Source organism: Methylomicrobium lacus (genome assembly GCF_041897535.1).
GTDB lineage: Bacteria > Pseudomonadota > Gammaproteobacteria > Methylococcales > Methylomonadaceae > Methylomicrobium > Methylomicrobium lacus_A.
The window spans coordinates 2,788,339-2,802,033 of the sequence record NZ_CP169217.1 but is presented as its reverse complement, the minus strand read 5'-3'; the positions used below and the strand labels follow the sequence as shown (position 1 = coordinate 2,802,033).

The 13,695-nt window shown below is 57.5% G+C and carries 13 protein-coding genes; 10 read left to right on the top strand and 3 right to left on the bottom strand.

Translation table 11 applies throughout. The features are described from left to right. Positions 1–104 precede the first annotated feature (104 nt). The 3 genes from ACEPPP_RS12325 to ACEPPP_RS12315 form a co-directional block, all read right to left on the bottom strand. Positions 105–431 (bottom strand): BON domain-containing protein, encoded by a 327-nt coding sequence (locus ACEPPP_RS12325; RefSeq protein ID WP_374087103.1) that lies wholly within the window; start codon positions 429–431, stop codon positions 105–107. Positions 432–492: 61 nt separating this feature from the next. Further along, entirely contained in the window at positions 493–807 is a 315-nt protein-coding gene (locus tag ACEPPP_RS12320) for a BON domain-containing protein (protein WP_374087101.1), read from the bottom strand. Between the two features lie 319 nt (positions 808–1,126). After that, the gene (locus ACEPPP_RS12315) at positions 1,127–2,215 is read right to left on the bottom strand and encodes a hypothetical protein (RefSeq protein ID WP_374087099.1); all 1,089 of its coding nucleotides are present in this window, start codon (positions 2,213–2,215) and stop codon (positions 1,127–1,129) included. A 320-nt stretch (positions 2,216–2,535) separates the two neighbouring features. Between ACEPPP_RS12315 and ACEPPP_RS12310 the strand changes: the two genes are divergently transcribed. From ACEPPP_RS12310 to ACEPPP_RS12265, 10 genes are all read left to right on the top strand, one after another. Then, positions 2,536–2,712, top strand: a complete 177-nt coding sequence (locus tag ACEPPP_RS12310) for a YezD family protein (protein WP_084480156.1) — start codon at positions 2,536–2,538, stop codon at positions 2,710–2,712. Positions 2,713–2,808: 96 nt separating this feature from the next. Beyond that, positions 2,809–4,422 carry an alginate export family protein gene (locus tag ACEPPP_RS12305; RefSeq protein ID WP_374087096.1) on the top strand — a complete coding sequence of 538 codons (1,614 nt, stop codon included), beginning with the start codon at positions 2,809–2,811 and terminating at the stop codon, positions 4,420–4,422. Between the two features lie 115 nt (positions 4,423–4,537). Further along, positions 4,538–5,542 (top strand): sulfate ABC transporter substrate-binding protein, encoded by a 1,005-nt coding sequence (locus ACEPPP_RS12300; protein WP_374087092.1) that lies wholly within the window; start codon positions 4,538–4,540, stop codon positions 5,540–5,542. 339 nt (positions 5,543–5,881) lie between these two features. After that, positions 5,882–6,709, top strand: coding sequence for a sulfate ABC transporter permease subunit CysT (cysT, locus tag ACEPPP_RS12295; RefSeq protein WP_374087090.1), 828 nt, complete (start codon positions 5,882–5,884; stop codon positions 6,707–6,709). 12 nt (positions 6,710–6,721) lie between these two features. Beyond that, positions 6,722–7,579, top strand: a complete 858-nt coding sequence (gene cysW, locus ACEPPP_RS12290; protein ID WP_374087088.1) for a sulfate ABC transporter permease subunit CysW — start codon at positions 6,722–6,724, stop codon at positions 7,577–7,579. 44 nt (positions 7,580–7,623) lie between these two features. After that, on the top strand, positions 7,624–8,673 hold the full coding sequence (locus ACEPPP_RS12285; RefSeq protein ID WP_374087086.1) for a sulfate/molybdate ABC transporter ATP-binding protein: 1,050 nt from the start codon (positions 7,624–7,626) through the stop codon (positions 8,671–8,673). Between the two features lie 35 nt (positions 8,674–8,708). After that, complete coding sequence (locus tag ACEPPP_RS12280) at positions 8,709–9,617, top strand: LysR substrate-binding domain-containing protein (RefSeq protein ID WP_374087084.1); 909 nt, start codon at positions 8,709–8,711, stop codon at positions 9,615–9,617. 224 nt (positions 9,618–9,841) lie between these two features. Continuing rightward, positions 9,842–10,795 carry a serine O-acetyltransferase EpsC gene (gene epsC / locus ACEPPP_RS12275; RefSeq protein ID WP_374090921.1) on the top strand — a complete coding sequence of 318 codons (954 nt, stop codon included), beginning with the start codon at positions 9,842–9,844 and terminating at the stop codon, positions 10,793–10,795. A gap of 29 nt (positions 10,796–10,824) precedes the next feature. Next, entirely contained in the window at positions 10,825–11,757 is a 933-nt protein-coding gene (locus tag ACEPPP_RS12270) for a family 2A encapsulin nanocompartment shell protein (RefSeq protein WP_374087082.1), read from the top strand. Next, positions 11,741–13,525, top strand: a complete 1,785-nt coding sequence (locus tag ACEPPP_RS12265) for a family 2A encapsulin nanocompartment cargo protein cysteine desulfurase (RefSeq protein WP_374087081.1) — start codon at positions 11,741–11,743, stop codon at positions 13,523–13,525. Before ACEPPP_RS12270 ends, ACEPPP_RS12265 begins: the two co-directional genes overlap by 17 nt. The last annotated feature ends 170 nt before the right edge of the window (positions 13,526–13,695 follow it).

The following is a 13,695-nucleotide window of genomic DNA, read 5'->3' as shown; positions in this document are numbered from 1 at the left end:
CAGGCAGCGCTCAGCGCCTGATGCCTTAACACACGGGGCTTTCCCCCTTTACTGAATGAGGCGCGGCGATTGCCTCCCTGCATCGCCGCGTTTTCCTGCCTGTTTTACTTCACGATCAAGCTATTATTGACCTGTTTGACGCCTCTGACCGTGCGCGCCAGGCGTACGGCGCGATCGGCGGCTTCCTGGGAATCGACAAAGCCGCTCAACTGGACGATGCCCTTGAAGGTTTCGACATCGATCTGCATGACCTTGAGTTTGGAATCGCCGAGAATCGACGCCTTGACCTTGGTGGTCAGCACCGAATCATCGAGATATTCGCCGGTACTTTCCGATTTCTTGCTGCTTGCACAGCCGGTCAGAGAGCCGGCCAGCGAGGCAATGATCAGCAGCCCCAATAAAAAACGCAGGAATGAAGTGAATTTTTTCATGATATTTCCATAAGACATAAAAACAAAACGCAATAACGTGAACAGCCGGTAACTGCCCGGATTACTTGACGATCAAACTGTTGTTGACCTGCCTGACGCCCTTGATCGTGCGCGCCAGATGCACGGCCCGATCCGCGGCATCCTGGGAGTCGACAAAACCGCTCAACTGGACGACACCCTTGAAGGTTTCGACATGGATCTGCAGAAACTTGGTTCTGGCATCGCCAAGAATCGAGGTCTTGACCTTGGTGGTCAACAGCACGTCGTCGAAATATTCGCCCGTGCTTTCGTGCCGCTTGCTGCCCGCGCAGCCGGCGAGCGCCAGCGTGATAGCTAATCCGAAAAAGAAACCTCTGATCGAATTAAATTTTTTCATGATATTTCCAAACCACATGAAGAGTTAAAAGTAATACCCTGAAGAATCAAGAAAAGCTGGAACAAGTCTGACAGGATTATATTAACACCATGTGAACGCGGATAAAACATGGGCGATTAGGCAATGGCTTTTTTGGGAGATGCGCGAGCCATCACGAGGATTAGGGCGGCTTAGTATTGTGCCTAGCCGCCCGACAGCCGACAGGGCATTCCGACCTTGTCAGTCTCGGCTATCGAAAATTGGGAGGGACAGCCAGCAAGCAGCTGGAAGCTTGAGTGTTAATGTTTCTCGTCAGGCTTCCATTGCCGCTTTACAAGGCTCACCACCACTTCACCCTTTTGCCGCCTTGCCGCAAGGCGCTGTCAGGATCGTTTCGGTCTTTTCGCCACGTGGGATGCCGGAAATTGATCACGAAATCGCCGTTATACGAGACCACCGCATTGTTGAAATTGACTTTGCCGATGGTTTGCCAGTCGGTGATCGTTTGTCTTTCGCCTTTCGGCAGCAAGGCGCGTTTGCCGTGATCGGAGACCGAGATATCAAAGCTCAGCGTGCGCTGGGGAACCGGGTTGCCCTTGTCGAAGATATAACTCATCACTTCATCGCGCACATCGCCCTCTTCGGATGCCGGATGGCCCGGGGCCATTTGCAAGCGCATGAATTCCGGCGCACGGGTCGCGACGCCGGCCGGTTTGCCGAGTTCGGCGATCGGATAGACCTGGCGGACCGAGGGCTTCAGGTCAAGAAACTTGAATAACACGCCTTCTTGCGCCAGGGTCGGCAGTTCGTTGCCCCGATTCCAGACGGTCACATGCGGCGCATTGGTCAGTGCCGCGCCGGTGATTCGGGACGCCGTGGTGCCGCCCAAATCGTCAGCGAGAATCACATTGGCCGTCGGCAGCACTTCCTGATGGTTTTCGTCGATGGTCGGGAAAATCTTCAAAAACAGGCCATAGCTGCGCCTGATCCCCCAGGGCGTTTTCGTCACGCCGGCGCTGATCCGGGCGATCGCCAAACCCTGGCTGCCATTTTGGAAATAACCGGTATAGGGATTGTCTTCGCTGATCTGCCAGGTGCCGAGCGCGCAAACGCCGTTCGGACGCAGTAAGCGTCGAAAGCCGCGGCCGTCCTCTCCCCAGCGCAGATCCGCCGAGGAATCCAGGGCCCGGATCGCGGCCAGGGCGAATTGCGGCGGCCGGCCGCCCGGCAGGATACCGGCATAGGTGCTCTTGTTGGTGGTTTTATAGTAGGGCAACGGCGGCTCGTTCGGCCCGCCCCAGATTTTTTGATAGGGGTTGGCGAACAGTGCGGCGTTGACGTCGCTGAAACGGGAACCTTGATAATTCTGATCTTCCTGAGTGATACCCTGGCTTCCAAAAATTTCCTCTGGTCCTGGAATTTGGCTCATGACTAACCTCGAGTGAATGATGGCGTATTGCCGACGACGGTGGTTGGCGACATTGATTCTAACTAATGCAGTTAGTCGTTTTAATGTATCACGGTTGCGCCAGCCGCAACAAAAACTTTTTCCGATCCTGAAAGATGCGGTTTGCCGGTTTTAGCGAGATCGTTGCGCGCGCTTTTAGCCATGGCGATAGCGTTTTTCTGACAGAGCCTTTGGCTTAAGCTTCTGAAAAACAGATATGGAAATCTAATAATATCGTTTTTTTAAATTCAATCACCTATTTAAAATTCTCTCCAACACGACTTTCTGCATGGAGTACAGGCATGGCCAATCACGTTGAAAACAGTCACAACAAACCTCAACACCTTGAAATCGCGCATCAGATTAGCCAGATGCTGGAAGGCATCCGTTTTGGCTCTATCGAAATCGTCGTGCACGACAGCAAGGTCGTGCAGATCGAACGCAAAGAAAAGTTAAGGCTGGAGCATTCCTCCAAATAGGCCTACCGAAATCCAGCGGAACACCGAGGATTGGCAGCAAATTTTTTTGGCAGCGTGTGACCGGACGACCGGAGAAAGCTGTACCGCGAGTGAACTATGAAAACTAAACACCTATTGTTAGCGACAGCCGTCAACGGCTTGATCGGCATTGCCGGCTCGCCGCTTGCCTTCGCAGCGGGCGAGTCTGATGCCGAGATGAAAGCGAAAATCGAGGCCAGAAAAAAAGAAGTCCAGCAGGAAATTGCCGCGGAAGCGGCCCAAAGGGATGGCTATTATAAGGAGCCAGGAACCTACGGCACCAAGCGGCTTTCAACGCCGCCGCCCTATACCGTCAATTTGAGCAAGACCGGCATCGATGCGGTTCGGGACATTACCTGGCTGGATGTCGGTTTCGAGCAAAGGACGCGCTACGAACATCGCGACGACGATATCCGCCGCAGCAATCCCCTGCCGAATGCGGGGCCGGCGGCAACACGCTCTTACGCGGGCGGCGTCGACGAGCCGGTGTTGCTGAAAACGCGCGCCTATCTGGGATTGAAGGAAATCCTGGACCCGTTCCGTTTCGCGGTCGAAATCCAGGACTCCCGGCGCTACAACAGCCGCTTTGCCCCGGATAACCGTGATGTGAACGAATTCGAGTTCATCACCGCTTACGGCGAATTGTTTTTCAAGGATGCGCTGGGTAAGGATGATCTGGGCAATAACCGGCCGTTAAGCATCAAGGCGGGGCGCTTCAATTTCGAATTTCTCGATCGCCGCTTGATCGCCAGCAACGAATGGCGCAACACCACCAACACCTTCCAGGGCTTTCAGGTCGCATTGGGCCAGGACAAAAACGACTGGAGCATTGATGGGCTGGCGCTGCAACCCCTGGATCGTCTCAAGTACAACACCGACAAGCCAATCGAACAACAATGGTTTTACGGAGCGATCGGGCACTGGCGCAAATGGAGCAAGTGGGTCACGTTGGAGCCTTACTACCTGGGATTAAGAAAAGAAGACACCGGTTACGCTGGCGATAAGGACAATCGGGACATCATCGCGCCCGCTTTGCGCGCTTATGGCTTCATCCCCGGCACCGGTTTTAACTGGGATATGGATGCGATGTATCAATTTGGCCGCAGCAATGACAGAAACTCCGGAAAAGCGCTGCAACAGGATGCTTTCGGCTTTACCTTTGAGGCCGGCTATACCTTCGATCATCCCTGGAAGCCCAGAATCAGCGCGCAGTATGGTTACGCCAGCGGCGACAAAAATCCGAACGACAACAAGAACAACCGCTTCGAGCGCTTCTTCGGTTTCGCAAGGCCCTGGAGCGCGGATGACTACATCGTCATGGAAAACATCAGCGCCCCTAAAATCAGGCTGGAGTTTCAGCCTACCAAAAAGCTGAGTATCGACACGGGTTTCGGCATGTATTGGCTCGCCAGCGACAAGGACAGGATGAACAACCTGTTCAGTATTCCGGATTCTAACAATTTCAATCGCGATAGAACCGGTAATAGCGGCGACTATGTCGGCAACTCGTTCGATATCCGGGCGCGCTACGAACCGTTTGCCCATGTCAAAACCACCGTCGGCTATTCGCATTTCACGACCGGCGATTTTGTGCGCAACAGGATGGTGGCGTCGAATGGCGGTGCTGCGGGCGCTTTTGCCGATGATAGCGACTTTTTCTATCTGGAACTTACGCTGAATGCGTTCAAATGATCAATCGGTTATCTAAAAAACAGATAAATAACTCAGAATATATCGTTTTTGATTGAGAGCCGCAAAGCCTAAGATAGCGACAACGATTTTTTATTCCTTAACTGCGAGTGAACAGATGAAAACCAAAACCGTATTGAAAACAGGCCTCTTGGCGGCGGCGTTGCTGCTCAGCGGCGCCGCTTTCGCGAACCGCACCTTGCTGAACGTCTCCTACGACCCGACCCGCGAGTTGTATCAGGACTTCAACCAGGAATTCGTGAAGTATTGGCGGGAAAAGACCGGCGAAACGGTCGACATCAAGCAATCGCACGGCGGCGCGGGCAAGCAGGCCCGTGCGGTGATCGACGGCCTGGAAGCCGACGTCTTGACCCTGGCGATCACCTACGACATCGACAACATCGCCAGAAGAACGAAACTGTTACCGAAAGATTGGCAATCGCGCCTGCCGAACAAAAATATCCCTTATACCTCGACGATCGTTTTTCTGGTGCGCAAGGGCAATCCGAAAGGCATCAAGAATTGGGACGACCTGGTCAAGGACGGCGTCTCGGTCGTGACCCCGAACCCGAAAACCTCGGGCGGCGCGCGCTACAACTATCTGGCGGCCTGGGCGTTCGCCGAAAAGAAATACGGCAGCAAGGACGCCGCCAAGGACTTCGTGAAGAAGCTGTATAAAAACGTGCCGGTACTCGATTCGGGCGCGAGAGGCGCGACCACGACCTTCCTGCAACGCGAAATCGGCGACGTGCTGCTGACCTGGGAAAACGAGGCGTATCTCGCGATCAAGGAACTGGGCGAAGGCAAGGTCGACATCGTGGTGCCGCCGAGCAGCATCCTGGCCGAAACGCCGGCCACGATCGTCGACGGCATCGTCGATAAACACAAGACACGCGATCTGGCGGAAGCCTATCTGCAATTCCTCTATTCGCCGACCGGGCAAAAATTGGCGGCCAAGCATTTTTACCGCCCCAGCGAGCCCAAATATGCCGATCCTGCCGACATCGCGCGCTTCCCGAAACTGGATCTGTTCAAGGTGAACGACGTATTCGGCAGTTGGGACGATGTGCAGGAAACCCATTTCGACGATAACGGCATCTTCGATCAGATCTACGAACAGTAAACCCTGGATCGCAGACTGCCTTGAAATGGCTAGACAAGGCAATCTGCGCACCTGCGGTACGCGTCGGAGCTCTTTGAAAAATAGGGATTCCGGCATTAAAGGGCCTCCTCAACAATCGGTGCGGAGTCATCGATCAGGTAAAACCCACGATGAAATGTCTCTCGTGGTTTACGCTGAATGTTTCGGGATGAAAGCATTCAGCGCTTTTTTTAGCAGAAGCCGGGAGTGTCGGGAAGTGCTGTATTAACCGGACCCACTCGGTTTCCCATTACGGTTTCCACGCGGGGCGTGGCAAGCGGAATACCCATTTATGCTCACCACCACCAAAGCGTAAAATTCATGAGACAAAGTCATATCCTGCCGGGTTTTCGTCCGGCCCTCGGCTTTACCCTGTTTTATTTGGGACTCGTCGTGCTCATTCCGCTCAGCACGCTGGTCTTCAAAAGCCTTTTCCTGAGCTGGGACGAATACCTTGACATCATCCTGAACAAGCGGGTGCTGGCTTCGTTCCGGGTCAGTTTCGCAACCTCCCTGATCGCCGCGGCAATCGCGAGCGTTTTCGGCTTCATCATCGCCTGGACCTTCGTCCGCTATCCGTTTCCCGGCAAGCGCGTGCTCGACGCGCTGATCGATCTGCCGTTCGCGCTGCCGACCGCGGTGGCCGGCATCGTGTTGGCGACGATCTACCAGCCCGGCGGATTTCTCGGCAAATTCATCGCGGAGGCGTTCGGCCTCAAGGTCGCCTACAATCCGACCGGGATCGTGATCGCGTTGATTTTCATCGCGCTGCCGTTCGTGGTCAGGACCGTGCAGCCGGTGCTGCAGGAATTCGACACGACCATGGAGGAGGCCGCATCGACCTTGGGAGCGACCCGCCTGCAGGTATTTTTGAAGGTGATCTTTCCGAATGTGTTTCCGGCCTTGCTGACCGGTTTCGCCTTGGCGTTCGCGCGCGGCATCGGTGAATACGGCTCGGTGATCTTCATTGCCGGCAATCTGCCCTATGTCTCCGAAATCGTGCCGTTGATGATCATCACCAAGCTGGAACAATACGAATACGCCGGCGCGACCGCGATTGCGCTGACCTTGCTGGTCATTTCGTTCTTGCTGCTGCTGGTGATCAACTTACTGCAATACTGGGTGCGGAAGCGCTCGGGACAACTCTAGGAGTCTAGGCCGATGAATGCGATAACTGTTGCCGAAACGATCGATCAAGCCCCGCGCCGCCATATTGCCCTCGGCGATGCACCCTGGGTCCAATGGAGCCTGGTCGCGGTGTCGGTCGGATTCATCTTTCTGTTTTTATGCCTGCCGCTGGCGGTCGTGCTCTTCGAGGCCTTTGCGAAAGGCTGGGATGCCTACTGGTCCGAGCTGACGCAGCCGGATGCGCAAGCGGCGATCGAGCTGACCTTGATCACCGCCCTGGTCACGGTGCCTTTGAACACCGTCTTCGGCGTGGCCGCCGCCTGGGCGATCACCCGCTTCGAATTTCCGGGCAAGAGCCTGTTAACGACCCTGATCGATCTGCCGTTTTCGGTGTCTCCGGTCATTTCCGGATTGATCTTCGTGCTGTTGTTCGGCGCGCAGGGCTGGTTCGGCGCATGGCTCGGCGAACACGATCTGAAGGTCATCTTCGCGGTGCCGGGCATCGTGCTGGCGACGCTGTTCATCACCTTCCCCTTCGTCGCGCGCGAATTGATTCCGCTGATGCAGGAGATGGGCAGCGAAGAGGAAGAAGCCGCATTGTCCTTGGGCGCCAGCGGCTGGAAGACCTTTTTCCTGATCACCTTGCCGAATATCAAATGGGGGCTTTTGTACGGCGTCTTGCTGTGCAATGCGCGGGCGATGGGCGAGTTCGGCGCGGTTTCGGTCGTCTCCGGCCATATCCGCGGCCTGACCAATACGCTGCCGCTGCATGTCGAAGTCAGTTACAACGAATACAACTTCGTCGGCGCCTTCGCGAGCGCCTCGATCCTGGCCGGACTTGCGATCGTGACGCTGGTCCTGAAGAGCCTTTTGGAATGGAAGAAGCGCTGAGATTGGATCTCGATTTCCTGAACCTTGCACCCTGAACTGGCATTATGAGCATCCTACTTTCGAACATCAGTAAAAACTTCGGCGACTTTTCCGCGCTCGACCATATCAATCTGGAGATTCCGGAAGGCGAACTGGTCGCCCTCTTGGGCCCGTCCGGCTGCGGCAAGACGACCTTGCTGCGCATCATCGCCGGCCTGGAGCAGCCGGATTCCGGGCGCGTGCTGCTGAGCGGCGAGGACAAGACCGAACAGCATGCCAGCCATCGCGGCATCGGCTTCGTGTTTCAGCACTATGCCCTGTTCCGGCACATGACCGTGTTCGACAACATCGCCTTCGGCCTTCGCGTCAAATCGCGCAAGGAACGTCCCGGCGAGGCGATGATCCGCAAGAAAGTGCACGAGCTATTGCAATTGGTGCAGTTGGACTGGCTGCACGACCGCTACCCGGACCAGCTTTCCGGCGGCCAGCGCCAACGGATCGCGCTGGCGCGCGCGTTGGCGGTCGAGCCTTCGGTGCTGCTGCTCGACGAGCCGTTCGGCGCGCTCGATGCGAGCGTGCGCAAGGACTTGCGCCAATGGCTCAGAAACCTGCATCATGAACTGAACGTGACCAGCATCTTCGTGACCCACGATCAGGAAGAAGCGATGGAGGTCGCGAGCCAGGTGGTGGTGCTGAATCACGGCCGCATCGAGCAGCAAGGCGCGCCGAGCGAGATTTACGATCATCCGGCCAATGCCTTCGTATCGCAGTTCATCGGTCAGACCAATGTGTTCGATCTCGAAAAAGAGGATAAAATCTGGCTGCAACACGCCGGCATCATCCTGGAGCATCCCGAGGCATTGACCGCGCATGTGCGTCCGCACGACATCGACATCGAAAAAAATGCCGATGCATCCTCATCGCCTTTCACCCTGAAAGACTGGCAGCATCTGGGCTCGGCGATCCGGGTCGAATTGTCCAGGGAGGCGCGGGGACAAGGCAAGTCGACCGCAACCGTGTATGCGCAATTGCCGAACGAACGCTTTAAAGCCTTGCGGCTCGCGAAGGGCGACCGGGTGGCGCTCCGGATCAGGCAGGCGCACTGGTTCAATTGAAAAAAATCTATCGCTGAATTAACGTTAAGGAAGGCATGAATCTAAATCAACTCGAACTCCTCCGCGTCTTGCAGGAGACCAATTTCAACCTGTCGAAAGCGGCGGAGAAAATGTTCGTCGTGCAGTCGGCGGTCAGCCGCCAACTGCAATTGCTGGAAGCCGAGCTCGGCGCGCCGGTGTTCGAGCGTCAGGGCAAGAAACTGGTCGGCCTGACGCCGCTCGGCGAACGCATCATGGAAGAAGTCACGCTGATCAACCTGTCCAAACGCAACATCCAGGCGATCGCGGAAGATTTTTTGCACAACCGGGGCGGCGAATTGCATGTCGCGACCACGCACACCCAGGCCAAGTATTTTTTGCCGGAGCCGATCCGCAAATTCCGCGAGAAATACCCGAACATCAAAATCTACATCGTGCAGTCGTCGCCGACCAATCTGATCGACCTGCTGCATCATCATCAGGCCGACATCGCGATCTGTACCGAAAAGCTGAATGAAGAGGACGACAAGCTGATCATCAAGCCGTGCTACGAATGGCATCATGTCGCGGTCGTGCCGAAGGGCCATCCCTTGGCCGAGGGCGAGATTACGCTGGAGCGACTGGCCGATTTCCCGATCTTGACTTACAGCAAGGGCTACACCGGCCGTTCCAGCATCGAAAAAGCCTTGACCAGCAGTCATACCTCGCTGGACATCGCGCTCGAAGCCGCCGATTCGGACATCATCAAGACCTATGTGCGGATCGGCCTCGGCGTCGGCATCATCGCCGCTACCGCGTTCGAGCCGCAGGCCGATGACGACCTGATCGCGCGCGATCTGGGCCACCTGATTCCGCCTTCGGTGACCCGCTTCGCTTATTTGAAGCAGCTGTATCTGCCGGAGTTCTGCCGGTTTTTCATCGACGAGTTGCTGGCGACGGCGGAGCGGAAACACCCGACGGCATAGTTCGTCGCGCTTTGCCGATAGCATCGGGTCGGCTTGACAGCACAAAGCCGATTAGAGTACTTTAACCATCACATTCAGTTCACGCTGACCGGACAACCGGAAGCCAGTGACTCCCGTGAGGGAGCACTGGCTTTTTTTTGCCCAAAATTTTGCGATGGTTCGGCGCCGGGGCGACAAATCGGCGCGATTTTTGTTAACCATTCGAGACAAAAAACATCGGAGAAATCAACGTGAACGGAAACCGTCTGGAAATCGAAGGCCTCGTCGCCGAACTGCGCGCCTTGCGTTTGCGCTCGCTCGAAAGCCGCGCGCGGCTGAACAAGCCGCCGAAGCTGCCGTCGCGCAAGGTACTGATCACGATCATCGACGGGCTCAGCGCGGCGATGTTTCCGAACCGGCTGGGCCTGCCCGACCTGACCGACGAAGGCATCGACAGTTATGTCGGCCACACCCTGGACGTGACGCTCAGGGAGTTGCAAAGACAGATCCGCCGCGAGCTGTGTTTCATGGCCGCGGACGATGCCGACGCGGAGGAGATCCTGCTGCACGCGTCGGCGATCACCCGGGCGTTCGCGGTCACGATTCCGGCGCTGCGCCGGCTGATCGACAGCGATATTCAGGCCGCCTATGAGGGGGACCCGGCCGCCGGCAGCATCGACGAGGTGCTGGTCTGCTACCCGGGCGTGACCGCGATCATCCATCAGCGCATCGCGCACGTGCTGTTCGGCCTCGGCGTTCGGCTGACCGCGCGGATGATCACCGAGATCGCGCATTCCGCGACCGGCATCGACATCCATCCGGGCGCCCAGATCGGCGAAAGTTTTTTCATCGATCACGGCACCGGCGTCGTGATCGGCGAAACCGCGGTGATCGGCCGCCATGTGCGCCTGTATCAGGCCGTGACCCTGGGCGCGAAGCGTTTTGCGAAAGACGCGGACGGCGTGCTGACCAAAGGCTACCCCCGCCACCCGATCGTCGAGGATGATGTGGTGATTTATGCCGGCGCGACGATCCTGGGCCGCGTCACGATAGGCCAGGGGTCGACGATCGGCGGCAATGTCTGGCTGACCGAGAGCGTCGCGCCCGGCAGCATCGTGACCCAATCGCGCGCGCACCACAGTGAAATTTTAACTAAAAAAGAGCCCCCGGTTTACAGCGAATCGCCTGTAAATCACTGATTTATTGATAACCAAGAGGAAAACATCCGATGACCGATATACATGACGCCCATACCGCATTAGGAGACGTCGCCGCCCGTACGCTTTCGAATGCAACCAAAACCGTCCCGATGATGGGAGCCATTACGCCGCGCTGGCTGGTCCACCTGTTGCAATGGGTGCCGGTCGAGGCGGGTATTTACCGGGTCAACAAAGTCAAGAATGAGGCCGATCTCGCGGTCGACTGCTCCAGCCTCGATGAAAAAGTATTGCCGCAAACCTTCGTCGATTACGAAGAGTGGGGCCGGGAATACCGCTTGAACGCGGTCAATACCGTGCTGGACGTGCATACCCGTATCGCCGATTTGTACAGCAGCCCGCATAACCAGATCCGCGAACAGTTGCGCCTGACCATCGAAACGGTCAAGGAGCGTCAGGAAAGCGAGTTGATCAACAACGCCGAATACGGCTTGCTGAACAATGTCGCCGACTCGATGAAGATCAAGACCCGCCATGGCTCGCCGACCCCGGACGATCTGGACGAGCTGATCGCGAAGGTCTGGAAAGAGCCCGGCTTCTTCCTTGCGCATCCGCGCGCGATCGCGGCCTTCGGCCGGGAAGCGACCCGCCGCGGCACCCCGCCGCCGACCATTTCGCTGTTCGGCTCGCAGTTTTTGACCTGGCGCGGCCTGCCGTTGATCCCGACCGACAAACTCCGGATCACCAACGGCAAGACCAACATCCTGCTCTTACGCACCGGCGAAAGCCGTCAGGGCGTGGTCGGCCTGTATCAGCCGAATCTGACCGACGAACTGAGCATGGGCCTGTCGGTGCGTTTCATGGGCATCAACCATAAGGCGATCGCTTCTTATCTGGTGTCGTTGTACTGCTCGCTGGCGGTCTTGACCGACGACGCGCTCGGCTTGCTCGAAAACGTCGAAGTGGACAACTATTATGACTACGCGTATGACTACAAGAAGTGATCTGGAGGGGTTGACCAACGCGCAGCCCTTGCCGGACATCGAGCAACTGACCCGCTGGGCGAACGAGTTTTACTCGGCCCAGCCGACCGGGGGCTTCGACTCCGCCCAGCCTGCGGCAGGGCAACCCGTCACCGAGGCTATCACCGATATTTCCCCGTCTTCGGGGCACGCGAAGGTACCGCCGTCGTTCAGCGTGCCGCACGAAAGCGGTTTGCATGAACTGGCGACTCCGAGCCGATCCGTAGAACCTGCGGCGTTGGGTTCTCCGTATTATTTTCAGCAATTTGCGAATGCGGAAGGGCTGGATGCGGTTCCGCATGCGTCGGCGACGCATGGACTGTCCGGCCTGATCGGCGATGCGTCGTCATTCGGCGTCAAGCCGGAAAGTTTCGGCCTGCCGGGCGTCGGCGAACTGAAAAGTCTGGCGTCGCCGAAGATCGGCGCTCCCGGTCTGTCCTCCGGTTCTTCGTTTTATTTTCTCGAAGAAGCGTCTAGTGTTGCCCGCAACGCGGCGGCGCCGAGCCTCGGTTCCGCGCATCCGCCGTTCGACGTGCAGGCGGTGCGCCGGGATTTTCCGATCCTGAGCGAAAAGGTCAACGGGCGTCCCTTGGTGTGGCTCGACAATGCGGCGACCACGCAGAAGCCGCAAGTGGTGATCGACCGGCTGAGTCATTTCTATCAGCACGAAAACTCGAACATCCACCGCGCCGCGCATGAGCTGGCCGCGCGTTCGACCGATGCCTACGAAAACGCGCGCGAAATCGTCGCGCGCTTCATCGGCGCGGATTCACCGAACGACGTCGTGTTCGTGCGCGGTTCGACCGAGGCGATCAACCTGGTCGCGCAAAGCTGGGGCCGCGCGAATATCGGTCCGGGTGACGAGATCATCGTCAGCTGGCTCGAACATCACGCGAACATCGTGCCGTGGCAGCAGTTGTGCGCGGAAAAGGGCGCGGTGCTGAGAGTGATTCCGGTCGATGACTCGGGGCAGATCCTGCTGTCCGAATACCAGAAATTGCTGAGCGGCAAGACCAAACTGGTCGCCTTCACGCAGGTCTCGAACGCGCTCGGCACGATCACGCCGGCCCAGGAGATCATCGAACTGGCGCATCGCGCCGGCGCGAAAGTCCTGCTCGACGCCGCGCAGTCGATCTCGCACATCAAGGTCGACGTGCAGAAGCTCGACTGCGATTGGCTGGTGTTCTCCGGCCACAAGATCTACGGTCCGACCGGCATCGGCGCGGTGTACGGCAAGCCGGAAGTGCTCGAAGCGATGCCGCCCTGGCAGGGCGGCGGCAACATGATCGAGGACGTAACCTTCGAGAAGACCGTGTACCAGCCTGCGCCCGCGCGCTTCGAGGCCGGCACCGGCAACATCGCCGATGCGGTCGGCCTCGGCGCCGCGCTGGAGTATGTCGAAAGAGTCGGCATCGAAAACATCGCCCGTTACGAGCATGAACTGTTGGCTTACGCGACCGACGCGCTCTCAAGGATTCCGGGCCTGCGTCTGATCGGCACCGCGCGCGACAAAACCAGCGTGTTGTCGTTCGTATTGAAGGGACTGAATACCGCCGACATCGGCGCCGCGCTGAACAAGGAAGGCATCGCGGTGCGTTCCGGCCACCACTGCGCGCAGCCTATCCTGCGCCGGTTCGGGCTCGAAAGCACGGTCAGACCTTCCCTGGCGTTCTACAACACCTATGCCGAGATCGATTGGCTGGCGACCGTGGTGCGCAAGATCCAGTGCGGCAATATCCCGCTGCGCTAAAACGGCAAGCCTTCTCTCCCCGGTCGTCGAGGGGAGAGGCGACTTGATCATGAGGCTCGGTGATAAATACCCCCATATCCCTCCTTAAGGGCGGTTCCGGCCAATGCTCCGACAACGCATCGGCGATCGTGTCGATGCAGGCTTACCAAGGCATGTTCTGTTCTTTGATC